Annotated in this window: 24 protein-coding genes; 16 read left to right on the top strand and 8 right to left on the bottom strand. The window is 60.7% G+C overall.

All coding sequences use genetic code 11. The features are described 5' to 3' along the window. Positions 1-175: 175 nt before the first annotated feature. On the bottom strand, positions 176-1,498 hold the full coding sequence (gene srmB, locus REA38_RS22135; protein WP_016929798.1) for an ATP-dependent RNA helicase SrmB: 1,323 nt from the start codon (positions 1,496-1,498) through the stop codon (positions 176-178). 99 nt (positions 1,499-1,597) lie between these two features. Between srmB and REA38_RS22130 the strand changes: the two genes are divergently transcribed. Next, a complete protein-coding gene (locus REA38_RS22130; RefSeq protein WP_308886638.1) occupies positions 1,598-2,377 on the top strand; it encodes a methyltransferase in 780 nt (259 codons plus the stop codon). Positions 2,378-2,415: 38 nt separating this feature from the next. Here the strand turns inward: REA38_RS22130 and nadB are convergent, their stop codons facing one another. Beyond that, positions 2,416-4,017, bottom strand: a complete 1,602-nt coding sequence (nadB, locus tag REA38_RS22125; protein WP_170310565.1) for an L-aspartate oxidase — start codon at positions 4,015-4,017, stop codon at positions 2,416-2,418. A gap of 214 nt (positions 4,018-4,231) precedes the next feature. Here nadB and rpoE point away from each other — a divergent pair, with 214 nt between their 5' ends. The 4 genes from rpoE to rseC are packed head-to-tail and all read left to right on the top strand — an operon-like array spanning position 4,232 to position 6,923. Next, on the top strand, positions 4,232-4,807 hold the full coding sequence (gene rpoE / locus REA38_RS22120; RefSeq protein ID WP_004929136.1) for an RNA polymerase sigma factor RpoE: 576 nt from the start codon (positions 4,232-4,234) through the stop codon (positions 4,805-4,807). A gap of 30 nt (positions 4,808-4,837) precedes the next feature. Next, positions 4,838-5,491, top strand: a complete 654-nt coding sequence (rseA, locus tag REA38_RS22115; RefSeq protein WP_308886637.1) for an anti-sigma-E factor RseA — start codon at positions 4,838-4,840, stop codon at positions 5,489-5,491. Continuing rightward, the gene (rseB, locus tag REA38_RS22110) at positions 5,491-6,450 is read left to right on the top strand and encodes a sigma-E factor regulatory protein RseB (RefSeq protein WP_033635628.1); all 960 of its coding nucleotides are present in this window, start codon (positions 5,491-5,493) and stop codon (positions 6,448-6,450) included. Before rseA ends, rseB begins: the two co-directional genes overlap by 1 nt. Continuing rightward, positions 6,447-6,923 carry a SoxR-reducing system protein RseC gene (gene rseC, locus REA38_RS22105; RefSeq protein ID WP_033635627.1) on the top strand — a complete coding sequence of 159 codons (477 nt, stop codon included), beginning with the start codon at positions 6,447-6,449 and terminating at the stop codon, positions 6,921-6,923. Before rseB ends, rseC begins: the two co-directional genes overlap by 4 nt. Here rseC and REA38_RS22100 read toward each other — a convergent pair. Beyond that, positions 6,920-7,756, bottom strand: a complete 837-nt coding sequence (locus REA38_RS22100) for a hypothetical protein (protein WP_033654302.1) — start codon at positions 7,754-7,756, stop codon at positions 6,920-6,922. The genes rseC and REA38_RS22100 overlap by 4 nt on opposite strands. Positions 7,757-8,275: 519 nt before the next feature. Between REA38_RS22100 and lepA the strand changes: the two genes are divergently transcribed. From lepA to acpS, 7 genes are all read left to right on the top strand, one after another. Further along, positions 8,276-10,075 (top strand): translation elongation factor 4, encoded by a 1,800-nt coding sequence (gene lepA / locus REA38_RS22095; protein WP_033648940.1) that lies wholly within the window; start codon positions 8,276-8,278, stop codon positions 10,073-10,075. 32 nt (positions 10,076-10,107) lie between these two features. Then, positions 10,108-11,085: a signal peptidase I gene (gene lepB / locus REA38_RS22090; protein WP_308886636.1), complete on the top strand. Its 978-nt coding sequence runs from the start codon at positions 10,108-10,110 to the stop codon at positions 11,083-11,085. Positions 11,086-11,321: 236 nt separating this feature from the next. Continuing rightward, the gene (gene rnc, locus REA38_RS22085) at positions 11,322-12,002 is read left to right on the top strand and encodes a ribonuclease III (RefSeq protein WP_004929158.1); all 681 of its coding nucleotides are present in this window, start codon (positions 11,322-11,324) and stop codon (positions 12,000-12,002) included. Further along, the gene (gene era, locus REA38_RS22080; protein WP_004929162.1) at positions 11,999-12,907 is read left to right on the top strand and encodes a GTPase Era; all 909 of its coding nucleotides are present in this window, start codon (positions 11,999-12,001) and stop codon (positions 12,905-12,907) included. The genes rnc and era overlap by 4 nt, the downstream gene beginning before the upstream one ends. Before the next feature lie 6 nt (positions 12,908-12,913). After that, positions 12,914-13,645, top strand: a complete 732-nt coding sequence (gene recO / locus REA38_RS22075; protein ID WP_004929165.1) for a DNA repair protein RecO — start codon at positions 12,914-12,916, stop codon at positions 13,643-13,645. 71 nt (positions 13,646-13,716) lie between these two features. After that, positions 13,717-14,448, top strand: coding sequence for a pyridoxine 5'-phosphate synthase (gene pdxJ, locus REA38_RS22070; protein WP_025303943.1), 732 nt, complete (start codon positions 13,717-13,719; stop codon positions 14,446-14,448). Then, complete coding sequence (acpS, locus tag REA38_RS22065) at positions 14,448-14,828, top strand: holo-ACP synthase (protein ID WP_004929169.1); 381 nt, start codon at positions 14,448-14,450, stop codon at positions 14,826-14,828. Before pdxJ ends, acpS begins: the two co-directional genes overlap by 1 nt. A 45-nt stretch (positions 14,829-14,873) precedes the next feature. Here acpS and REA38_RS22060 read toward each other — a convergent pair whose 3' ends face one another. The 3 genes from REA38_RS22060 to REA38_RS22050 all read right to left on the bottom strand — a co-directional run bounded on the left by REA38_RS22060 (position 14,874) and on the right by REA38_RS22050 (position 17,762). Continuing rightward, a complete protein-coding gene (locus tag REA38_RS22060) occupies positions 14,874-15,134 on the bottom strand; it encodes a YfhL family 4Fe-4S dicluster ferredoxin (protein WP_033635622.1) in 261 nt (86 codons plus the stop codon). A 91-nt stretch (positions 15,135-15,225) separates the two neighbouring features. Continuing rightward, positions 15,226-16,770, bottom strand: coding sequence for a phosphoethanolamine transferase (locus tag REA38_RS22055; RefSeq protein WP_308886634.1), 1,545 nt, complete (start codon positions 16,768-16,770; stop codon positions 15,226-15,228). A 143-nt stretch (positions 16,771-16,913) separates the two neighbouring features. Beyond that, positions 16,914-17,762 carry a MurR/RpiR family transcriptional regulator gene (locus tag REA38_RS22050; RefSeq protein ID WP_033648938.1) on the bottom strand — a complete coding sequence of 283 codons (849 nt, stop codon included), beginning with the start codon at positions 17,760-17,762 and terminating at the stop codon, positions 16,914-16,916. 167 nt (positions 17,763-17,929) lie between these two features. On the opposite strand from REA38_RS22050, the gene murQ reads away from it, so the two are divergent. From murQ to yfhb, 3 genes are read left to right on the top strand one after another with little or no spacing between them, the layout of a single operon-like run. Then, positions 17,930-18,823 (top strand): N-acetylmuramic acid 6-phosphate etherase, encoded by an 894-nt coding sequence (gene murQ / locus REA38_RS22045; RefSeq protein ID WP_103774389.1) that lies wholly within the window; start codon positions 17,930-17,932, stop codon positions 18,821-18,823. An 18-nt stretch (positions 18,824-18,841) separates the two neighbouring features. Then, the gene (locus REA38_RS22040) at positions 18,842-20,209 is read left to right on the top strand and encodes a PTS transporter subunit EIIC (protein WP_041036370.1); all 1,368 of its coding nucleotides are present in this window, start codon (positions 18,842-18,844) and stop codon (positions 20,207-20,209) included. Between the two features lie 3 nt (positions 20,210-20,212). Continuing rightward, the gene (gene yfhb / locus REA38_RS22035; protein WP_049234852.1) at positions 20,213-20,869 is read left to right on the top strand and encodes a phosphatidylglycerophosphatase C; all 657 of its coding nucleotides are present in this window, start codon (positions 20,213-20,215) and stop codon (positions 20,867-20,869) included. A 35-nt stretch (positions 20,870-20,904) separates the two neighbouring features. Here the strand turns inward: yfhb and REA38_RS22030 are convergent, their stop codons facing one another. Beyond that, entirely contained in the window at positions 20,905-21,969 is a 1,065-nt protein-coding gene (locus REA38_RS22030; protein ID WP_308886631.1) for a DUF2157 domain-containing protein, read from the bottom strand. A 117-nt stretch (positions 21,970-22,086) separates the two neighbouring features. Here REA38_RS22030 and tadA point away from each other — a divergent pair, with 117 nt between their 5' ends. After that, positions 22,087-22,593: a tRNA adenosine(34) deaminase TadA gene (gene tadA / locus REA38_RS22025; RefSeq protein ID WP_033648933.1), complete on the top strand. Its 507-nt coding sequence runs from the start codon at positions 22,087-22,089 to the stop codon at positions 22,591-22,593. Here the strand turns inward: tadA and mltF are convergent, their stop codons facing one another. Further along, the gene (gene mltF, locus REA38_RS22020; RefSeq protein WP_060388325.1) at positions 22,594-24,054 is read right to left on the bottom strand and encodes a membrane-bound lytic murein transglycosylase MltF; all 1,461 of its coding nucleotides are present in this window, start codon (positions 24,052-24,054) and stop codon (positions 22,594-22,596) included. Positions 24,055-24,115: the final 61 nt, after the last annotated feature.

The following is a 24,115-nucleotide window of genomic DNA, read 5'->3' as shown; positions in this document are numbered from 1 at the left end:
ATCCTGAGCGTGAACATGAAACGACTGCTTGCCGAGGTCAATACCGATGAGCGTAACGTTTTGCATGATGATCCCCTTCAGAAAGAAAAACACCCTGCCAGCGTACCGCTCACAGGGTGGGGGTGACCATCTCATTAACCGCCTGTACAGGCGGTTTTTTCTTAGGCAGCGGTGGTTATTCCGCGTCGCCGGCCGGTTTGGCCTTCGCCTGACGGCGTTTGCCGACGTTTTTGGCGTCGCGATGGCGCACTTTCACCTTGGCCTTTTCTTTGTTCTTCGCTTTATCTTCCGCGCGTTTGGCCAGCACTTTTTTCGACGGCTTGCCGTTGCTCTTCTCATTCGGCACCTTGGTTTTTGGCCGCAGTTCGTCGATCACGCGCGCTTTCAGCGGCTCGTTCAGGTAACGGCCCACTTTGCCCAGCAGCAGATGGTCGTGCGCTTCCACCAGCGAAATGGCGGTGCCTTTGCGCCCGGCGCGGCCGGTACGGCCGATGCGGTGCAGGTAGGTGTCCGCCGTGCGCGGCATGTCGAAGTTGAACACGTGGGTGATATCGAGGATATCCAGGCCGCGTGCGGCAACGTCGGTGGCCACCAGCACGTTAACCCGGCCATCCATCATGCGTTTGACCGCTTCGTTGCGTTTGGCCTGCACCATTTCACCTTCGAGATAGCAGGTGTTAATGCCCGCTTCGCGCAGCCAGGTGGCCAGCTCGTGCACGCGCTCGCGTTTGCGCACGAAGATCACCGATTTCTGCACGTCCGGCTGCTTCAGAAGGTGGATCAGCAGCGCGGTTTTGTGCTGCACGTCATCGGCGCGGTAGTACCACTGCAGGATTTTTTTGCGTTCGCGGCGCGACGGATCGGCCTCCACTTCCACCGGCTCTTTCAGGATGCGCTCGGCGAATTCGCGGATCGCTTCGCCTTCCAGCGTGGCGGAGAACAGCAGCGTCTGGTTGCGCCAGCGGGTTTCGGCGGAGATGGTTTCGATGTCCTGCGCGAAGCCCATGTCGAGCATGCGGTCGGCTTCGTCGAGGATCAGGGTTTCCACCGCACGGCAGTCGAAGTTCTCTTCTTTAATGTATTGCAGCAAACGGCCGGTGGTGGCGACCACCACGTCCTGATTTTCGCTGAACACTTCCGCGTGGTTCATGTAAGCGACGCCGCCGGTGATGGTGGCGATATCCAGCGAGGTATGAGCAGCCAATTCACGCGCCTGATCGGCGACCTGCATCGCCAGTTCACGCGTTGGCGTCAGGATCAATACGCGCGGCGGGCCGGATTTCTTGCGCGGGAAGTCCAGCAGGTGCTGCAAAACGGGCAGCAGGAAGGCGGCGGTTTTGCCGGTGCCGGTCGGAGCCGAACCTAAGACGTCGCGCCCGTCCATCGCCGGCGGGATCGCAGCGGCCTGAATGGCAGTGGGGCGATCGTAGCCTTTGTCGCGCAGCGCGTCGATCAGGCGATCATCGAGTTCGAGTTCGGAAAAAGTGGTTGCTGTCATGGTCTACCTCTACTTGGGGCGCCGATTATAGACGGGTTGGCCGCGATCTTCACCTATTTAAGCGGAAAGCCGCTCTTTTCCCGTCGATCAGATTGCCTTATGCTACGCCAGTTTTATAGCCAGGTGGTGAGTGTGAGCAAGCGATCGAAAGCCGATTTTACCCCGCGCCGCGGGGGTTTTACCTTTAAACAATTCTTTGTCGCCCACGATCGTTGCGCCATGAAAGTGGGCACCGACGGGGTGCTGCTCGGCGCCTGGGCGCCGCTGGGGCAGGCGCGCCGGGTGCTGGACATCGGCAGCGGCAGCGGGCTGATCGCGCTGATGCTGGCGCAGCGCAGCGGCGACGAAGTGACCATTGACGCGGTGGAGCTGGACGAAGCCGCCGCCGGCCAGGCGCGCGAAAACGCGGCGGCATCGCCGTGGCCGCAGCGGATCCGCGTGCATGCGCAGGATATTCACCATTATGCGCAGCGGCATGCCGCTGAGTATGATCTGATCGTCAGCAATCCGCCGTATTTCGAGCCGGCGGTGGCCTGCCGCGACCAGGCGCGCCACAACGCGCGCTACACCGAAACCCTGACGCACGAGGCGCTGTTGGCCTGCGCGGCACAGCTGCTGGCGGCGCAGGGGACGTTTTGCGTGGTGCTGCCGCACGACATCGGCGCTGAATTCGAACGCCTGGCGCAGCAAAGCGGCTGGCACACGGCGGTGAAAGTGAACGTCAGCGATCGGGCCGATACGCCGCTGCACCGGGTGCTGCTGGCGCTGACGCGGCGGGAAACGCCGCTGCAGGCGCAGGCGCTGGCGATCAAGCAGGCCGACGGCAGCTACACCGACGATTTCCGCCGGTTGATCGCCGACTTCTACCTGTTCTACTGAAAAGAAAAGGGCGCCGATTAGGCGCCCTGTCGCAGAGTTTAAGGCTGCAATATGGTCGGCAGCGCTTCCGGCAGCAGATCCGGGTAGTCCAGCGTGTAGTGCAGGCCGCGGCTCTCTTTGCGCGCCATGGCGCTGCGCACGATAAGCTCTGCCACCTGCACCAGATTGCGCAGCTCCAGCAGGTTGTTGGAGATGCGGAAGTGAGCGTAGTACTCGTCGATTTCCGCCTGCAGGGTGTTGATGCGGCGCAGGGCGCGCTCCAGCCGCTTGGTGGTGCGCACGATGCCGACGTAATCCCACATGAACAGCCGCAGCTCGTGCCAGTTATGCTGAATCACCACCCGTTCGTCCGCATCGTCCACCCGGCTTTCATCCCAGTGCGGCAGCTGTTTGGCCTGCTGGATGAACGGCAGGCGCTGCAGAATGTCTTCCGCCGCCGACCAACCGTACACCAGGCACTCCAGCAGCGAATTCGACGCCATGCGGTTGGCGCCGTGCAGGCCGGTATAGCTGACCTCGCCGATGGCGTACAGCCCGTCGAGATCGGTGCGGCCGTGCTGATCGACCATCACGCCGCCGCAGGTGTAGTGCGCCGCCGGGACGATCGGGATCGGCTGCCGGGTCAGATCGAAGCCCAGCGTCAGCAGCTTCTCGTGGATCATCGGGAAGTGCTGGGTGATGAACTCCGCCGGCTTGTGGCTGATGTCCAGGTACATGCAGTCGGCGCCCAGACGCTTCATTTCATGGTCGATGGCGCGGGCGACGATATCGCGCGGAGCCAGTTCGCCGCGCGGGTCGAAATCCGGCATAAAGCGGCTGCCGTCCGGGCGCTTCAGGTAAGCCCCTTCGCCGCGCAGCGCTTCGGTCAGCAGGAAGTTGCGCGCCTGCGGATGGAACAGGCAGGTCGGGTGGAACTGGTTGAACTCCAGGTTGGCGACCCGGCAGCCGGCGCGCCAGGCCATGGCGATGCCGTCGCCGGAGGAGATGTCCGGGTTGGTGGTGTATTGGTATACCTTGGCCGCGCCGCCGGTCGCCAGCACCACCGTTTTGGCGCGGTAGGTTTCCACCCGCTCCAGCTCGCGGTTCCAGACGTACGCGCCCACCACTCGGCGGGTGCCCGGCAGGCCGATTTTGTTCGAGGTGATAAGGTCAACCGCGTTGCGGCGCTCCATCACGCAAATATTGGGGTGAGCGCTTGCTTTCCCCACCAGCGTGGTCTCTACTTCCTTACCGGTCGCGTCCGCGGCGTGCAGGATGCGGCGATGGCTGTGGCCGCCTTCGCGCGTGAGGTGATAATGCTCCTCGCCCTGCGCGTTGACCTCGGTGTCGAACAGCACGCCCTGATCGATCAGCCACTGCACGCAGTGGCGCGCGTTGCCGGCGATGAATTCGACGGCCTCTTTGTCGCACAGGCCGGCGCCGGCAATCAAAGTGTCATCAACGTGTGAGGCAATGCTGTCCGTCTCATCGAACACCGCGGCGATCCCGCCCTGGGCGTAAAAGGTGGCTCCCTCGCTGAGCGGCCCCTTGCTGAGAACGGTAACCTTGCAATGCTGCGCCAGGCGCAGCGCCAGTGACAGGCCCGCAGCGCCGCTGCCGACGATCAGTACATCGCTTACATGTTCAGATGATGGTTGCATAACGTATGATGTGTGCAGAAGAAGAGTGAATTTCATGTTAGCCTAACTGTCCGGGCAAAAGCCACGGATAGGGTGACATCAACAGAAAAAACAATGGCGATATGGAACTTCGTGTTCTATATGAACTCCAAGCGAGTGCTTGCTCAGGAAAATAATGTATGGCTGGCAGTACAATTTTACGCGTGGAGACGGATTTGGGGAGAGTTTACCTCGGATGAGCGAGCAGTTAACGGATCAAGTTCTGGTCGAGCGGGTCCAAAAGGGCGATCAGAAATCGTTTAACCTACTGGTAGTGCGCTATCAGCATAAGGTGGCGAGTCTCGTTTCCCGCTATGTGCCGCAGGGCGATGTGCCCGATGTGGTGCAGGAGTCGTTTATCAAGGCCTATCGCGCACTGGAATCGTTCCGTGGCGACAGCGCTTTTTATACCTGGTTGTATCGAATCGCCGTGAACACGGCAAAGAATTATCTGGTTGCTCAGGGGCGCCGTCCGCCATCCAGTGATGTGGACGCCAACGATGCGGAAAATTACGAAAGTGCGGGCGCACTGAAAGAAATTTCGAACCCTGAGAACTTAATGTTGTCAGAAGAGCTGAGACAGATAGTTTTCCGTACCATTGAGTCGCTCCCCGAGGATCTTCGCATGGCGATTACCCTGCGGGAGTTGGATGGTCTAAGCTACGAAGAGATAGCCGCCATCATGGATTGCCCGGTCGGAACCGTACGTTCGCGTATTTTCCGCGCCCGGGAAGCTATCGATAATAAAGTTCAACCGCTGATCCAGCGTTAGCAATGGCGGGCACAGGAAGGGTACTTAGGCATGCAGAAAGAAAAGCTTTCCGCTCTGATGGATGGTGAATCGTTCGACAGCGAGCTGTTGAGTTCTCTGTCGCAAGATCGAACGCTTCAACAAAGCTGGCAGAGCTATCACCTGATACGTGACACACTGCGAGGTGATGTCGGGCAAGTGATGCATCTCGACATCGCCGATCGCGTAGCCGCTGCACTTGAGAAAGAACCCGCCCGGCTGGTGCCTTCCGCCGTTCAGGAATCTCAGCCGCAGCCTCACACCTGGCAGAAAATGCCGTTCCGGGACAAAGTGCGTCCCTGGGCGAGCCAGATTACGCAAATCGGTATGGCGGCCTGCGTGTCGCTGGCGGTGATCGTCGGCGTGCAGCAGTACAACCAGCCTTCTGCGCCATCGAACGCGTCCGAATCGCCGGCCTTCACCACGCTGCCGATCATGGGCCAGGCCTCGCCGGTCAGCCTGGGCGTCCCGGCCGACAGTTTCTCCACCGGCAGCGGCCAACAGCAGCAGGTGCAGGAACAGCGCAAGCGCATCAACGCCATGCTGCAGGACTATGAACTGCAACGTCGCCTGCATTCGGATCAGCTGCAGCTTGAGCAAGGCAACCCGCAACAGGCCGCCATTCAGGTTCCCGGAACTCAGTCTTTAGGAATGCAACAGCAGTAATGAAGCAAATCTGGTTCTCCGTTTGTTTATTGACGGGCAGCCTGCTCTATTCCAGCATCGCCCCGGCGCAGCCAACTGCGTCCGGGGCGTTATTGCAACAGATGAGCAGCGCCAGCCGTTCTCTCAATTACGAGCTCGCCTACATCAGCATCAGCAAGCAGGGAATCGAGTCGTTGCGCTATCGCCATGCGGTGATCGGCAACGTGCCGCTCGGCCAGCTGCTGCATATGGACGGCCCGCGCCGCGAAGTGTTGCAGCGCGGCGGCGGGATCAGCTACTTCGAGCCTGGCCTGGAGCCGTTCACGCTCACCGGCGATCACATCGTCGATGCGTTGCCGGCGATCGTCTATGCCGATTTCACCCGCCTGGCCAAGTACTACGACTTTATCTCCGTGGGCAGCACCCGCATCGCCGATCGGCCGTGTGAAGTGCTGCGCGTGGTGGCGCGCGACGGTTCCCGCTACAGCTATATCGTCTGGATGGACGAGGACACCAAGCTGCCGCTGCGGGTGGATCTGCTCGATCGCGACGGCGAAACGCTGGAGCAATATCGGGTGATCTCCTTCGCGGTCGGCGCCGACGTGCAGGGCGCGATGCAGGGGCTGCTCAAAGCCAACCTGCCGCCGCTGCTGTCGCTGCCGGCGGTAGAAAACGTCAAGCTCAGCTGGAGCACCGGCTGGCTGCCGGCCGGGGTGGACGAGGTGGCGCGCAATCGCCGAAAATTGCCGAACGTCGCCGTGCCGGTTGAATCCCGGCTCTACAGCGACGGCCTGTTCAGCTTCTCGGTCAACGTCAGCCCGGCGGGCAGCGGAGCCGGGCAGCAATACTACCGTCAGGGGCGCCGCACCATTCAGACCGAAGTGCGCGCGGGCAACGAAATCACTATCGTGGGCGAATTGCCGCCGGCTACGGCCAAGCGCATCGCCGACAGCATTTCTTTCAAGGTATCGCCGCAATGATGAAAGAGTGGGCCACGGTGGTTTCGTGGCAACAGGGCGTAGCGCTGCTGCGCTGTGAACCCAAGGCCGGCTGCGGCAGCTGCACCGCGCGTTCCGGCTGCGGCGCGCGCGCGCTGAACGAGCTGGTGCCGGAAACCGAGCATCAGCTGCAGGTGCATATCGATCAGCCGCTCGAACCGGGGCAGCGCGTTGAAGTCGGCATTGCGGAAGGCAGCCTGCTGCGCTCCGCCATGCTGGTTTACCTGACGCCGCTGCTGGGCATGATGCTGGGCGGCACGTTGCTGCAATATTGTTTCGGCAGCGACGCCTCGGCGGCCGTCGGCGCCGTACTGGGCGGCGCGGCGGCCTTTATGCTGGCGCGTCGGTTGGCCCGGCGTCTGGGCGAGCAGGCCGATTATCAGCCGGTGGTGCTGCAGATTGGGTTGCCGCCTACCGCGATGCGCATGCAGGCGGAAAATTCCCCGCTGATTTAAACCGACGGCCGCGTCATCGCCGGGTTGTGATAGGCGGGGATGCGGTTGTGGATCATATGCTCCAGCAGCGCGATGAACAGATCGGCGCTGAGCAGCGAATCGTAGTTAATCGCGAACAGCACATTTCCCTGGCCGTCGAGCAAACGGATGCCGCGCTGCGGATGGTTTTCCACCGCGCGGATCTGCTCGAGCGGCACGTTGCCCCGTTCCGTGGTCAGCAGGGTGGCGCTCAGCCGCAGCGTTTCGGTCGGCGTGCCTTGCCGCTTGCCGAGCAGCAGTTGCCACAGCCAGCGCGCGTCGCCCTCAACGGTGTGAAACGACACCGTCTCCCCTTGATAGAGCGCATTCAGCGCCAGCGGCCCGCGCTGCTGCAGCTGTTGGTCGACGATCACGTCCGCCAGCCGCCACGAATGGGCGACATTGCTGAAAACCGTACACCAGGGCTGATCCGCGCCGGCGCGGAACGCCGTGACGTCAAACAGCCCGCCAAAAGCCTGGCCGCCGCGAAAGCGATAGATATCGCCGATCTTCTCAAACGGGATGAAGCGCTCTTTGTGATGGTGGCCGTCAAAGACCCGCACGCCGTGCTCGTACAGGCGATAGGTCAGCGTCGGACGCAGATAATGCCGCAGCGCCAGCAGCGTACAGCCGAGTAAAATCGTGCCCGCGCCGGCCTGCAACAGCGTGATGACCTCGCTCTCATCAATGCTGCTCAGCAGCGGCAGCACCAACAGCGCCGCCCCCACGCTAAACAGCAGCGCCGCCGCCGCCAGAATGCCCCAGTTGACCTTTGAAAAATCGTGCCGGCTCAGCATTTGCCCTTTATCGATCATAATGCACCTTCCAATCAACGTACGCAGATATGCTGGTGAACCCCGGTAGGCTGCCGATGTAGTGCCCTGAATAATGTTTTGTCGCGGAGTTCATGCCCTTTCTATCCGAGGGGCGGTGGTGGCGTATATGGGGTTTTTCCTAAAGGAAGATGGATGAGATGGAAATCTAAGAGGTTGATCCAAATATTCTTTTTTTATTATTTCGGAGAGGGTTTATTGCGCTGCGGCCGGTTATGTATTAGCGCCGGAGTTTGGTGGCCACGAATCATCGGCAAGCCTTGGGTTCAGGCCGTATCGTCCGCGTTAACATCTGTTTTCACCCGCCGGGGCGCCCTGTAACATTTAGCGGCGCATAATAGAATGCCTTCACTGCACCGATCGCTAGGTTTTCAGTGGTGTGGCATGTAGAATGCAGCGATTCAGGTGCAAGACGGCCTAACCCATTCACTGTCGCTTTAGGTCCATGCGGGTTTCTATAGGCGAGTAATTCAGAAATACCAAGGCAGAAAAACTTTTATAATGAAGCATATACGAAATTTCTCCATTATTGCCCATATTGACCACGGTAAGTCGACGCTGTCTGACCGCATTATCCAAATCTGCGGCGGCTTGTCTGACCGTGAAATGGCCGCGCAGGTGCTCGATTCCATGGATCTGGAGCGCGAGCGCGGCATCACCATCAAAGCGCAGAGCGTGACGCTGGATTATAAGGCGCTGGATGGGCAGACCTATCAACTCAACTTTATCGACACCCCCGGCCACGTTGACTTCTCCTATGAAGTTTCCCGCTCGCTGGCGGCCTGCGAAGGCGCGCTGCTGGTGGTGGATGCCGGTCAGGGCGTCGAAGCCCAGACGCTGGCCAACTGCTACACCGCGATCGAAATGGATCTGGAAGTGGTGCCGGTGCTGAACAAAATCGACCTGCCGGCCGCCGATCCGGATCGCGCCGCGCAGGAAATTGAAGACATCGTCGGCATCGACGCCACCGATGCGGTGCGCTGCTCGGCCAAAACCGGCGTCGGCGTGCCCGACGTGCTGGAGCGCCTGGTGCGCGACATCCCGCCGCCGCAGGGCGATCCCGATGCGCCGCTGCAGGCGCTGATCATCGACTCCTGGTTCGATAACTACCTGGGCGTCGTGTCTCTGGTGCGCGTCAAGAACGGCACGCTGCGCAAGGGCGACAAGATCAAGGTCATGAGCACCGGCCAGGTGTACAACGCCGACCGCCTGGGCATCTTCACGCCGAAGCAGGTCGATCGCGACGTGCTGAACTGCGGCGAAGTGGGCTGGCTGGTCTGTGCGATCAAAGACATCCTCGGCGCGCCGGTGGGCGATACCCTGACGCAGGCGCGTCAGCCGGCGGATAAAGCGCTGCCGGGCTTCAAGAAAGTGAAGCCGCAGGTGTACGCCGGTCTGTTCCCGATCAGCTCCGACGATTATGAGTCCTTCCGCGATGCGCTGGGCAAGCTGAGCCTCAACGACGCTTCCCTGTTCTACGAGCCGGAAAGCTCCACCGCGCTGGGCTTCGGCTTCCGCTGCGGCTTCCTCGGCCTGCTGCACATGGAGATCATTCAGGAGCGTCTGGAACGTGAATACGATCTGGATCTGATCACCACCGCGCCGACGGTCGTCTACGAAGTGGAAACCACCGGCAAAGAAGTGATCTACGTCGACAGCCCGTCCAAGCTGCCGCCGTTGAACAACATCCAGGAACTGCGCGAGCCGATCGCCGAATGTCACATGCTGATGCCGCAGGAATACCTGGGTAACGTCATCACCCTGTGCGTTGAGAAACGCGGCGTGCAGACCAACATGGTCTACCACGGCAACCAGGTGGCGTTGACCTATGAAATCCCGATGGCGGAAGTGGTGCTCGACTTCTTCGACCGCCTGAAGTCCACGTCGCGCGGCTATGCGTCGCTGGATTACAACTTCAAGCGCTTCCAGGCCTCCGACATGGTGCGCGTGGACGTGCTGATCAACAACGAGCGCGTGGATGCGCTGGCGCTGATCACTCACCGCGACAACTCGCAGTATCGCGGCCGTGAGTTGGTGGAGAAGATGAAAGATCTGATCCCGCGTCAGCAGTTCGACATCGCGATTCAGGCGGCGATCGGCACGCACATCATCGCGCGTTCCACCGTGAAGCAGCTGCGTAAAAACGTGCTGGCGAAATGCTACGGCGGTGACGTCAGCCGTAAGAAAAAGCTGCTGCAGAAACAGAAAGACGGTAAGAAACGCATGAAGCAGGTCGGCAACGTCGAACTGCCGCAGGAAGCGTTCCTGGCCATTCTGCACGTCGGTAAAGACGGCAAGTAACCGCGACGAGTTCGCGAAACGAGGGAGTTTGCATGGCGAATATGTTTGCCCTGATCCTGGCGTTGGCCACCCTGGTCACCGGGATCATCTGGTGCTTCGAGCGCTTCAAATGGGCGCCGGCCCGCCGCGCGAAGATCGCGGCGGTCAACGCACAGACCGCGGGCGCCGTAGACGATAAAACGCTGGCGAAAGTGGCGAAGCAGCCAGGCTGGGTGGAGACCGGCGCATCGGTGTTCCCGGTGCTGCTGTTGGTCTTTGTGGTGCGTTCGTTTATTTACGAACCGTTCCAGATCCCGTCCGGCTCAATGATGCCGACGCTGTTGATTGGCGATTTCATTCTGGTGGAGAAATATGCCTACGGCATTAAAGATCCGATTACCCAGACCACGCTCATTGAAACCGGCCATCCGAAGCGCGGCGATATTGCGGTATTTAAATATCCGCTGGATCCGAAACTGGATTATATCAAGCGCGTGATCGGCCTGCCGGGCGACCGTATTACTTACGATCCGGTGAATAAGCGCGTTACCGTGCAGCCGTCCTGCAACAGTGGGCAGTCCTGCGATACCGCGCTGGCGGTGACCTACGCCGACGCGCAGCCGAGCGACTTCGTGCAGTTGTTCAGCCGCAGCGGCATGGGCGAGGCCAGCAACGGCTTCTACCAGATCCCGCTGAGCGATAACGTGCCGCCGGGCGGCATTCGCATGCGCGAGCGCCAGGAAAGCCTCGGCAACGTCACGCATCGTATCCTGACCGTGCCGGACGCGCAGGATCGGGTGGGCGCTTACTACCAACAGCCGGGCAAACCGCTGGCGGAGTGGGTGGTGCCGACCGGGCATTACTTCATGATGGGCGACAACCGCGACAACAGCGCGGACAGCCGTTACTGGGGCTTTGTGCCGGAGAAGAATCTGGTGGGTAAAGCCACGGCCATCTGGATGAGCTTTGAAAAGCAGGAAGGTGAGTGGCCTACCGGCGTGCGTTTCAGCCGGATCGGCGGCATTCATTAATCGCTGACTGATTCCCTGTTAATTTCACGCCGCAGCCTACTGCGGCGTGAAAGATTAAGGGGATATAAAACACAGCATTATGTTTCCACTCGTTGTAGAATACTTTCTCGAGCGATAAAAAGTTGGCCCCTGCTGGGAGCCACTGCAAACGAAACAGCTTTGGATCGGCTTTCGGCGAAGCAGGCCTGTTCCGTATGCTGCAAGTTTTTGACGCATTCTTGATCTATTGGTAACTCATGAACCCCATCGTAATAAACAGGCTGCAGCGGAAGCTGGGCTACACTTTTCAACAGCAGGAGCTTTTACTGCAGGCTTTGACTCACCGCAGCGCCAGCAGTAAACACAATGAACGTCTTGAGTTTCTGGGTGACTCGATTCTGAGCTTTGTCATCGCCAATGCGCTCTATCACCGCTTTCCTCGCGTCGACGAGGGCGATATGAGCCGCATGCGCGCCACGCTGGTGCGCGGCAACACGCTGGCGGAGATGGCGCGCGAGTTTGACCTGGGCGAATGTCTGCGGCTTGGGCCGGGCGAATTGAAAAGTGGTGGGTTCCGCCGCGAGTCAATCCTGGCGGATACGGTGGAGGCATTGATCGGCGGCGTGTTCCTGGACAGTGATATCCAGACCGTCGAGCGTCTGATTTTGGACTGGTATCGCAGCCGGTTGGACGAAATCAGCCCCGGTGATAAGCAGAAAGACCCGAAAACCCGTCTGCAGGAGTTTTTGCAGGGGCGTCATCTGCCGTTGCCTTCTTATTTGGTAGTGCAGGTTCGCGGTGAAGCGCACGACCAAGAGTTTACCATCCACTGCCAGGTGAGTGGTTTGAGCGAGCCCGTGGTGGGCACCGGCTCGAGCCGCCGTAAAGCCGAGCAGGCGGCAGCGGAACAAGCGCTGAAAAAGCTGGAGCTTGAATGAGCGAAGTAAAACAACACTGCGGGTTTATCGCCATCGTCGGCCGCCCGAACGTGGGCAAATCGACGTTGCTGAACCAACTGCTGGGGCAGAAGGTTTCCATTACGTCGCGTAAGCCGCAGACGACCCGTCACCGCATCATGGGCATCGACACCGATGGCGCCTATCAGGCGATCTACGTCGATACCCCAGGGCTGCACATCGAAGAAAAACGCGCCATCAACCGCTTGATGAACCGCGCGGCCAGCAGCTCGATCGGCGACGTCGAACTGGTGATCTTCGTGGTCGAAGGCACCAACTGGACCGCCGACGACGAAATGGTGGTCAACAAGCTGCGCAGCCTGCGCTGCCCGGTATTGCTGGCGATCAACAAGGTCGATAACGTCACCGACAAATCCAAGCTGTTGCCGCACATCGCGTTCCTCAGCCAGCAGATGAACTTCCTCGACGTGGTGCCTATCTCCGCCGAAAAAGGCATGAACGTCGACACCATCGCCGGCATCGTGCGCAAGCTGCTGCCGGAAGCGGAACACCACTTCCCGGAAGACTACATCACCGATCGCTCACAGCGCTTTATGGCCTCCGAGATCATCCGCGAGAAGCTGATGCGTTTCCTAGGCGAAGAGCTGCCGTACTCGGTGACGGTAGAAATCGAACAGTTCGTGGCCAACGATCGCGGCGGCTACGATGTGCACGGCCTGATCCTGGTTGAGCGCGAAGGCCAGAAGAAAATGGTCATCGGCAACAAGGGCGCCAAGATCAAAACCATCGGCATCGAAGCGCGCCAGGACATGGAACAGATGTTCGACGCCAAAGTGCATCTCGAGCTGTGGGTGAAAGTGAAATCCGGTTGGGCGGACGACGAACGTGCGCTGCGCAGCCTGGGCTATGTTGACGATCTGAAGTAACGATCCGTGGACGGCTGGGAGCGCGCTTTCGTCCTGCATGGGCGGCCGTACAGTGAAACCAGTCTGATGCTGGATCTGTTTACCGAAGGTCATGGGCGGGTGCGCTTGCTGGCGAAAGGCGCGCGCAGCCGCCGCTCCAATCTGAAGGGCTGTCTGCAGCCCTTTACCCCCCTGTTAGTGCGCTGGGGCGGCCGCGGCGAAGTGAAAACGCTGCGCAACGCCGAAGCGGTCTCCCTCGGTTTACCCCTCAGCGGCATGATGCTTTACAGCGGCCTGTACGTGAACGAACTGCTGGCGCGCGTGCTGGAGCAGGAAACCAACTATTCGGTGCTGTTCTTCGACTATCTGCAATGCCTGCAGGCGCTGGCAGCGGAAGACAGCTCGCCGGAGCAGGCGCTGCGCCAGTTCGAGTTGGCCTTGCTGCACCACCTGGGTTACGGCCTCGATTTCCTGCACTGCGCCGGCAGCGGCCTGCCGGTGGATGATGCCATGACCTATCGCTATCGCGAAGAGAAAGGCTTCATCGCCAGCCTGGTGGTGGATCACTACAGCTTCACCGGGCGCGAATTGCGCGCGTTGGCGGAGCGGCAGTTTCCCGATGCCGAGACGCTGCGCGCCGCCAAGCGTTTCACCCGCATGGCGCTGAAACCCTACCTCGGCGGCAAGCCGTTGAAGAGCCGCGAACTGTTCCGCCAGTTCGTGCGCAAACAGCCGAATACGCCGGTCGACGACGCCTGACCTTTTCCCCTTTTGCCGCCTTGCGCCCGCGTGTAAACTGCTGGCACTGAAAATCGTATTTAGAGGTTGTCATGGCTGATTTGCTGCTGGGCGTCAATATCGATCACATCGCCACGTTACGTAACGCGCGCGGAACCCAATACCCGGATCCGGTTCAGGCGGCATTCATTGCCGAACAGGCGGGGGCCGACGGCATTACCGTGCATCTGCGCGAAGACCGCCGCCACATCACCGACCGTGACGTGCGCCTGCTGCGCCAGACCATCCAGACGCGCATGAATCTGGAGATGGCGGTGACCGACGAGATGCTGGACATCGCCATTGAGCTGAAGCCGCATTTCTGCTGCCTGGTGCCGGAAAAGCGCGAAGAAGTGACCACCGAAGGCGGCCTGGACGTCGCCGGCCAGCTGGACAAAATGAGCGTGGCGGTCGAGCGCCTGGCGCAGGCGGGCATTTTGGTCTCGCTGTTCATCGATCCCGATCATCGCCAGATCGACGCGGCGGTGGCGGTGGGCGCACCCTATATCGAGATCCATACCGGCGCCTACGCCGAAGCGCAGGGCGAGCTGGCGGTACAGGCCGAGCTGCGCCGTATCGCGGTAGCCGCCGCCTACGCGGCCGAGAAAGGGCTGAAGGTCAACGCCGGCCACGGCCTGACCTACCATAACGTGCAGCCGATCGCCGCGCTGCCGGAGATGCACGAGCTGAACATCGGCCATGCGATTATCGGCCAGGCGGTGATGAGCGGGCTGCCGGCCGCGGTTGCCGACATGAAAGTGCTGATGCGGGAAGCGCGCCGGTAATGGCGGTGCTCGGGCTGGGAACCGACATCGTCGAGATGGCGCGTATCGAAGCGGTGGTGGAGCGCAGCGGCGATCGCCTGGCGCGCCGCGTGCTGAGCGACGCCGAGTGGGCGCTGTATCAGCAGCACCAGCAGCCGATTCGCTTTCTGGCCAAACGTTTCGCGGTGAAAGAGGCCGCCGCCAAGGCGTTCGGCACCGGCATTCGCAACGGCCTGGCGTTCAATCAGTTCGAAGTGTTCAACGATGCGCTGGGCAAGCCGAATATTCGTTTGCACGGCCGCGCCGCCGAGCTGGCCGGGGAGATGGGGGTCACCGCGATCCACGTTTCGCTGGCCGACGAACGGCGCTACGCCTGCGCGACGGTGATCGTCGAAAGCTGAAAATAGCAAGGGCGCCTGTGGCGCCCTTGTCAGTCCTGCGGCAAATTAAATGCGATCGGCGTGGTGCAGCACCACGAACTTGTCCCACAGCTGTTCGTTGGTCTCGCGATGCTGCGGATCGGTGATGATGGTGTTGTCGATCGGGCAAACCTGCTGGCAGGTCGGCGTATCGTAATGGCCGACGCACTCGGTGCAGCGATCGGTATCGATCTGATAAATCTCATCGCCCATCGAAATCGCCTGGTTTGGGCATTCCGGCTCGCACATGTCGCAGTTGATGCATTTCTTGGTAATCAGCAGTGCCATTGTCAGTTATCTTTCCATCGGTGTGCTCGGGCTGGCGCGCAATCTATCATAGAATCGCCGCGCGGCGGGCGTTTTTTCGTCATCTTACCGCTTAGGGTAACTCAGGTGGGTCATCAGCCAACTGATCGAAATCAACTCTTCTCTGCCCGTCAAACACCCAGCGCTTATCGGTATCCGCCATACGCATCGTAGGCATCACCTCCGGATGGGTAACCCGTATTCCCGCCTCTTGAGCAAACAACCCGATAAAATCGAACGCGCTCAAGGGATCATCAATGATCTGGTGCTGTTGGTCGCGATCGCTCAGCACCAGCAACGGCACCTGGTAATTCTGCCGGGTATCGCCGCTGTGACGCAGAGAACGTATGCCGCCGATATCCTTATGGGAAAGACCGTGATCGGAGAAATAGAACAGTTTAAACGGCGCGCCGGTCTGTTTCAGACTTTGATAAACCTGCTCGATAAAACGGTCAGTCTTGCGATAGGTAGAGAGGTAGCAGGCCAGCTCCTTATTCGGCGACTCGACGCTCGGCGGTTCGCCGTTAAGCCGCTCGCAAAAGTCGGCGTGCGAGCCCATCAGATGCAGCACATACAGGTTGCCTTGCCCCTGGCGGCTCAATAATTGGTCAAATATCGGCAGCAGTGCATCATCATCGGTGTTGCGCGATTGATAGTCGCCTTTCTTCAGGAAGTAATGGCTATCGCTGAACATGGCGATTTTTGATACCGGCGTATCGAATTGCCCGAACATGCCCTGATTGGACAGCCAGTGGGTATTGAGGCCGGCGGCTTTTGCCAGGGTGATAAGATTATCCCCGAGGGCAATGTTGTGGCCGTTGCTTAAAGCCAGCGTGCGGGGGAGCGATTCGAACGTATTCGGCGCGGTGGAAATATAATTGCTGTAAAACCGTCCCTTGGCATTATCCAGAAACGGTGTAGTGGACACCGGATAACCAAATAAGGACATATGATCCCTGCGCATACTTTCGCCGACGATAATGACATAGTTCTCATTCGTTGGTGCGCCGGCGGAAAGCGACCAGCGGTTTGGTGCTGAAGCGTCGGTGTTTAATTCATCAATCTGCTGTTGGTATTGATGGTAAGCTGAATAAGTGGATAAAAAGAAATCAGGCAATCGAAGATTACTCAACCCACCGCTGAATGCTCTGGCGATAATAATCACCGTAAGCAGGGCCAATGCGGTCAATATTGTTTTCTTTGACAGGGGGTATCGCCAAATAAATCGACCGAGAATGACCGGCGTAACCAGAATGGCGACAGGTAACAGATAACAGCTGGCCGGGAGGGTTTGCAAAAACTCCCTTGCCTCTATCGGGTTGGATTGCAGCAGGGCGGACACCACGACGGCTGATGGGGAACCGTATATGGCCCCGACCGGCGCATACAGCGCGCATAGCAGAATAAACGGAATAATCAGGCCGTAACGGGTAAGCGAATGGATAGATAATAATAACAAGGTAAGTGCAATAAAAAGAATATCAATGCCTTTTCCGCCGCTGTATCCCATCGCTTTGATCAATATCAAAGCAATAATGGCGTAAAATAAAAAAGTGCGCAGGGTCGGGTGAGCCACGGAGTGCCGCAACTTATCTAAAATAACAGTGTGTGTATTCATAATGGTATCGTTAAATAATGCTGTCCATGCATGCTCAATTATTGAACGATAATTGAGCGAGTCACCGCCCGCACATTATTTTTCGAATGCAGAGAAGGGAAATAATTGAGCTGGCGGCGTTTTATCGGCCGCCATTATACGCCTCAAACCAACTTTTTCATTAACTGTTCGCTGTGTTTGATGCGATCGCGGGCATGATCGAGATCGTGCTGGATCAGCGCCATAAACAGCAGGTCGGTGAGGGCGTACTGGGCCGTGCTGGAAGAGATGGCCGCGCTGCGGGTGTGGGGCTCTTCGGCGATGGTATAGAGGCAGTGGTCCGCGCGTTGCTGCAGGCCGTTGGGAGAGAAGCTGGTCAGCGCCAGCACTCTGGCGCCGGCCTGGCGCGCCTCTTCCGCCGCCAGATTGATTTCACGCCGTTCGCCGCTGAAAGAGATAGCCAGCAGCAGATCGCGTTTGTCCAGCGCCTGAACCGCCGCCAGCTGGACGTGCATGTCCGGTTCGGCCACTGCCATCACGCCGATTTTCAGCAGTTTGAAGGAGAAATCCTTGGCCACCAGCCCGGAGGCGCCGATGCCGATCAGCATGACCCGGCGCGCCTGGCGCAGCATGTCCAGCGCCTGATGCAGCCGCTCTTCGCTGTTGATGTCCAGCGTCGCGCGCAGCGCCGCCTGCTTTTCCGCCAGCAGTTTTTCACCGACGATTTTCAGCGTGTCGCTGCTGAGGATGTGGTTGTGAACGGTCACCACCGGCTCGGCCTGCGGCTGGGCCAGCGTTTCGCTCAGCGCCAGTTTCAGCGCCGGAAAGCCCTTATAGCCCAGCTTTTGGGCGAACTTCACCACGCTCGACTGGCTGATGCCGGCCAGCTCGGCCAGCTTTTGCGAGCTGAGATGGCGCGCCTGCTCGGCGTTGTTCAGCAAAAAATCCGCCAGCTTGCGGTCGTTTTGCGCCAGTGTCGGATACATCTGGCGTATGCGCAGAAGGGTACTCATTGATCTTTCCCTGGAAACCAGCGGCCATTTTGCCACGCAGGCGGCGAAAACGCGCGGTGAAAATTTTTGTGAGCTCGTCGTTAAAATAGCAAATAGCGCTCGCTTTGTTGAATAAAATATTCAAATATTGATTTAAATTTGTGAATTAAAAATTCAAAGGTGAACAGATGAACTTAGGCGCACTGGTATCGGAAACCCGCAACCCGGCCACCCTGGGGCTGGATGAGATGTCGACGCTGGAGATGGTCCGCTGCTTTAACCAGGAAGACCGCAAGGTGCCGGAGGCGATCGAAAAGGTGCTGCCGGCGATCGCGCAGGCGGTCGATTTGGCCGCGGCGGCGTTGAAGGCCGGTGGGCGGCTGATTTATTTGGGCGCCGGCACCAGCGGCCGATTGGGCGTGCTGGATGCCTCCGAGTGCCCGCCGACCTTCGGCGTGCCGCACGGCGTGGTGGTGGGCTTGATCGCCGGCGGGCCGGGCGCGTTGCTCAAGGCGGTGGAGGGGGCGGAAGACGACGAAGCCCTGGGCGAAGCCGATCTCCGGGCGCTGAACCTCACCGCCGTCGATATGGTGGTGGGGCTGGCGGCCTCGGGGCGCACGCCTTATGTGATCGGCGCACTGCGCTATGCGCGCGGGCTGGGCTGCCCGACGGTGGCCATCTCCTGTAACCCGGATTCGCCGATCGCGCATGAAGCGCAGGTGGCGATCTCGCCGGTGGTGGGGCCGGAGGCGCTGACCGGTTCGACGCGCCTGAAATCCGGCACCGCGCAGAAGCTGGTGCTCAACATGCTGTCGACCGGCGCGATGGTCAAGTTGGGCAAGGTCTATCAGAACCTGATGGTGGACGTGAAGGCCACCAACGTCAAACTGGTGGATCGCGCCTGCCGCATCGTGGTGGAGGCCACCGGCGCCGAACGCGCTCAGGCCGAGGCGGCGCTGGCGCAGACCGGCTTCGAGGTCAAGCCGGCGATCCTGATGATTCTGGCCGGCGTCAGCGCCGAAGAGGCGCAGCAGCGGCTGCAGCGGCACGACGGCTACCTGCGCGCGGCGCTGGCGCGTTAATTCACGGTGGGGGCGGCGATGGACAAGACAACGGCATTGGCGACACAGATCCTGGCGGGCGTGGGGGGCGAGGGCAATATCCTCAAACTGGAGAACTGCATGACGCGGGTACGCGTCGAGGTCAGCGACGAACAGCGTCTGGATCTGGCCGCTCTCAAGCAGCTGTCCGGCGTGAAGGGCTATATCAAACAGGGTGAGCAGCATCAGTTTATCGTTGGCCCGGGCGCCGCCGCCAAGGTGGTGGACGCCATGCGCGCATTGCTGAGCGGTAGCGCGCAGCCCGTCGTCGCCGTCGGTGACGCGGCCCGCATCAAGGCGCAGGCCAAGCAAAAATACGCTGCACCGATGAGCGGCGCGCTGAAAAAGCTGGCCGATGTCTTTATTCCGCTGATCCCGGCGTTTATCGCTTCGGGCCTGATCACCGGCATCATCAACCTGCTGAAACGGCCCGACATTGCCGGCCAACTGGCGGTGGACTACCCGAACGTGCTGGGGTTGCTGGCGATCTTCGGCAGCGCGGTGTTCGCCATCATGAACATTTTGGTCGGGGTCAACGCCGCGCGGGTGTTCGGCGGCTCCCAGGCGATGGGCGGCGTGATGGCGGGCATTCTCTCCAGCCCGGCTCTGGCGCAGATCACCTTGTTCGGCGAGGCGCTGCAGCCGGGGCGCGGCGGGGTGATCGCCGTGCTGCTGGTGGTGGCGTTGATGTGCTGGGTGGAGAAACGCCTGCGCACGCTGCTGCCGGAATCGGTTGAGCTGATCCTTAATCCATTGCTGACCACGCTGGTCACCGCCTCGCTGGCGATCCTGATTCTGCAGCCGATCGGCGGCATTATCTCCGACGCCATCGCCCACGGCGCCAATCTGGCGATCGACAAGGGCGGGCTGCTGGTGGGGGCGCTGCTCTCGGGGCTGTTCCTGCCGCTGGTGCTCTCCGGCCTGCATCAGGGGCTGGTGCCGATCCACGTCGAGCTGGTGCAGGCGCACGGTTCCAACCCGCTGCTGCCGATCCTGGCGATGGCCGGCGTCGGGCAGGTGGGGGCGGCGCTGGCGGTGCTGTTGAAGACCCGCAACGCGCGGCTGAAGAAGGTGATCAAAGGGGCGTTACCGGTCGGCATTCTCGGCATCGGCGAACCGCTGATCTTCGGGGTGACGTTGCCGCTGGGGCGGCCGTTTATCGGCGCCTGCCTCGGCGGTGCGGTCGGCGGCGCGCTGATCAGCTACTGGAAGGTGGCGACGGTAATCACCTTCGGCATTTCGGGGTTGCCTTTGGCGTTGACCATCGTCTCAGGTAAGGTGATGTTGTATCTGGCGGGGATGCTGATTACGATTATCGCCGGTTTTCTCTTCACCTGGATGATGGGGTTCAACGATCCCGAGGAGTAGCGTTTGAGCGACAAGCAGCAACAACCGGCCGCAGAGGGGCGCCGCGTGGTCTTTTTCGATCTGGACGGCACCCTGCATCAGGAGGATATGTTCGGCAGCTTCTTGCGCTTTCTGCTGCGCCGTTTGCCGCTGAACCTGCTGCTGGTGATACCGGTGCTGCCGCCGATCGGCCTGGCGCTGCTGCTGCTGGGGCGCGCCGCGCGTTGGCCGATGAGCCTGCTGCTGTGGGCGATTACTTTCGGGCGCTCCGAAGCGAAGCTCAAGGCGCTGGAGCGGCAGTTTATCGAGGCCTTTCGCCAGAAGGTGACCGCGTTTCCGGTGGTGCAAATGCGGCTGCGGCAGTATCTGGACGAGCACGATGCCGAAGTGTGGCTGATCACCGGCTCGCCGGAACGGCTGGTGGAGCAGGTGTATCGCGATTCGGCGTTTCTGCCGCGGGTGCGGTTGATCGGCAGCCGCATCACGCGCCGCTGCGGCGGTTGGGTCTTGACTCTGCGCTGCCTGGGGACGCAAAAAGTGGTGCAGCTGGAGCAGCGGCTCGGCGCGCCGCTAAAGCTGTACAGCGGTTACAGCGACAGCAAGCAGGATAATCCGCTGCTGTTCTTTTGCGAGCACCGCTGGCGGGTAAGCAAGCAGGGCGAGCTGCAGCAGCTGGAATAAGCCAAGGGCGGAGGATTCCGCCCTTGCTGTTTTTATCAGTACCGCGATCGGTCGTCGGTCACGTCGTGCGGCTGGCGCCCCAGCTGCCAAATCTTCTCCGCATAATGCCCCAGCGCCCACAGGCTCAGGCCGAGCAGCGCGAAAAAAATCGTCTTCGGCATGCTGTCCCAGAAAAACTCGAACAGGCGGGTATACAGGTTAATGCCGAGGAAGGTTAGCCCGAAGCCGCGCAGCATGGCGTCGTCATGCTTCAATCCCAGCCAAATGGCGGCGAGGGCGGCCAGCCCGAACAGCAGACTCCAGTGGAACAGCTCGATCTGGCGTGCGCGGTACCAGCTGTCGAGGTCGCCGTAGTTGCCGAAGATAGACAGCAGCCACAGGGCGATAAACAGATACAGCAGGCCCATCGCCAGCGACACCCGCTGCAGGCCGCGTTGCGCCAACAGCGGCCGCAGCAGCAGCGCGGCGGCGATCAGCACCGCGCCAAAGGCGATAAAACGAATCGGGTAGCTCATGCCGAGCCAGTAGGCGCCCCAGCCGGACAGGTAGCCGGTCTCGGCGCCGAAGGCGTTGCCGAGCGACAGCAGGGCGAACCACCACACCAGCCCGGAGCGGCTGAACCAGCCGATCGCGCCGTACAGCAGCGCGGCGAACAGCAGCAGCACGGAAACCCGGCCGCTGCCGTTATCCAGCCAGACCCCCAGCTGCCATAAGGCGCAGGCGGTAAGCAACACGGCGACAAACAGCGCCGCCTCATTGCCGTAGCGTTTTTCCGGGTGGCGCCGGCGGCGACGCAGCGCCCAGACGTAGGTCAGTGCCGCCAGTACGCCGGCGATCGCCATGCGCACCGGCGCGTCGAAGCGGAACAGTCCGCTGAGCCATGCAAGCAGTTCGCTGTCGGCGAACAGGCTGGTGACGGCGATCAGCAGCGAGGCCAGCGCGGCGAGAAACGCATAGCGCGCCAGCCGCCGCCAGTCGAAAGGCTGCACGGCCACATGCTGCAGCAGCTGCTGCCGTTGTGCGGGCGTCAAGGCGCCTTCTCCCACCCAGCCGTCCAGCGCCTTACGCACCACGACGGCGTTCTTTTTACTGAGTTTCATGCTTCTTGTCCCTGAATCACACGCTGATTCGGCCAGTATAGCCATTGGCGGGCGGCTACGACAAAGGAGGGCTAGTGTGTATAATGCCCGCCGCAAAAGCGCACGAGGAATTATGCGATGACTGAATATAACGATGAGTACTGGATGCGTCAGGCATTGCAGCTGGCCCTGCGCGCGCAGGAAGAGGGCGAGGTGCCGGTGGGGGCGCTGCTGGTGCTGGACAATCAGGTCATCGGCGAGGGCTGGAACCGCCCGATCGGCCGACACGATCCTACCGCACACGCCGAGATCATGGCGCTGCGCCAGGGCGGCGCGGTGCTGCAAAACTACCGTTTGCTGAATGCCACGCTGTACGTCACGCTGGAGCCCTGCGTGATGTGCGCCGGTGCGATGGTGCACAGCCGTATCCGCCGGCTGGTGTATGGCGCCGCCGACGAGAAAACCGGCGCGGCCGGTTCACTGGTGGACATTCTGCGCCATCCGGGCATGAACCATCAGGTGGAGATCGTCTCGGGCGTGTTGGCGGAGGAGTGCGCCGCCACCCTGAGCAATTTCTTCCGCCTGCGCCGCGAACAGAAAAAAGCGCTCAGGCTGGCGCAGCGGGCGGCGGATAAGCCGGAATAATCAGTAGTTGAGCGCCAGTTCCGGCATCACCGTCGGGTAGCCTTTCCCCAACGCCTCCTGCTCGGCGGCCGCTTGCGCCGCCTTTCTCTCTTTTTCCTGCAGATAGCCCACCAGGCTGACCTGGTAGCGGCGAATGTTTTCCACATAGTTGTAGGCTTCACGCCCGCGCGCATAGCCGTAGGTCAGCTGCGGGTAGTAGCGCTTCTGGCTGAGCATCGGCAGGCGCTGTTTGACGTCGACCCAGCTGTCCGGGTTGCCTTTTTGCGCCTTGGTCAGCTTGCGCGCGTCCAGCATGTGGCCCCAGCCCATGTTGTAGGCCGCCAGCGAGAACCAGATGCGCTCGTCTTCCGGCACGCTGTCCGGCACCTTGGCCATCAGCCGCTGCAGGTAAAGGGCGCCGCCCTGAATGCTCTCTTCCGGATCGAGGCGGTCGTTGACCCCGAGGCCGTCGGCGGTGGCGCGGGTCAGCATCATCAGGCCGCGCACGCCGGTGGGTGAGGTGGCCTGCGGATTCCAGTGCGATTCCTGATAGGCGATGGCCGCCAGCAGCTTCCAGTCGATCTCGTTGGCGTGCTTCTCGAACAGCGGGCGGAAGTTGGGCAGCACCGAGTCGATGGCCGACAGGAAGGTTTTGGTGTCCACATAGTCGAAGCTGCCGACGTGGCCGAGGTATTTCTCTTCGAGCCGCGCCAGGGTGCCGTCGTCCACCATCTGGCTGTAGAAGTCCAGCATCGCCGCGTACAGGCTGTCGTCGCCGTCGCGTTTCAGATACCAGGTGACCGGCTCTTCGTCGGTGACGTCGAACGCCACCGCCAGCTGCGGATGGATGCGCTGCAGCAGCGCGATGGTCACCGAATCGCCGAGGGTGTAGTCCAGCTTGCCGTCGGCCACTCGCTCCAGCAGCTCTTTGGAGGTGAGATCGCTGGAGGACTCCCAGGCGAGATCCGGGTATTTATCCTGTTTGAGCTGCTTGAGGGTGCTGACGTGCGCGGAACCGGAAGCGACCGCCAGCTTGCCTTTAATGTCGGCGAAACTTTTCGGCCGCGGGGTGCCCAGCCGGTACACCAGCTGTTGGGAAACGGAGTAGTAGGCCGGGCCGGTGCGCGCGCGGCTGAGGCGCTCCTGGTTGTAGATCAGACCCGCCGCCAGCAGATCGGCGTCGTCGTCGTCCAGATCGTCGAACAGGTCATTGATGTTCTGATGGGGGATCACCACCAGCTTCACCCCGAGGTAGTTGGCGAAGCGCTTCGCCAGTTCGTAGTCGAGCCCACCCGGCCCTTGCTTGGTGTTGAAATAGGTCAGCGGGGAGTTCAGCGTGCTGATACGCAACTCGCCGCGGGAAATGATCTCCTGGAGTTGCCCACCCTGGCCGCTGCGCCAGGTGATATTGGGCCACAGCGCGAGAGCCAGAAGCAGGGTAACAACGCCGATGAGGATGTAGTTTATTTTAAGACGTTTCAAATAGTTATCCAGTGGTGGCACAGGTACGCCGGCGACGATAACCGCGACTTTTCTCATGGTT

Origin of the sequence: Serratia sp. MF1(2023), from assembly GCF_030954545.1 — a bacterium.
GTDB classification, from domain to species: Bacteria; Pseudomonadota; Gammaproteobacteria; order Enterobacterales; family Enterobacteriaceae; genus Serratia; species Serratia sarumanii.
The sequence above is the reverse complement of the archived record's forward strand: the minus strand, read 5'-3'. Positions and strand labels throughout refer to the sequence as shown.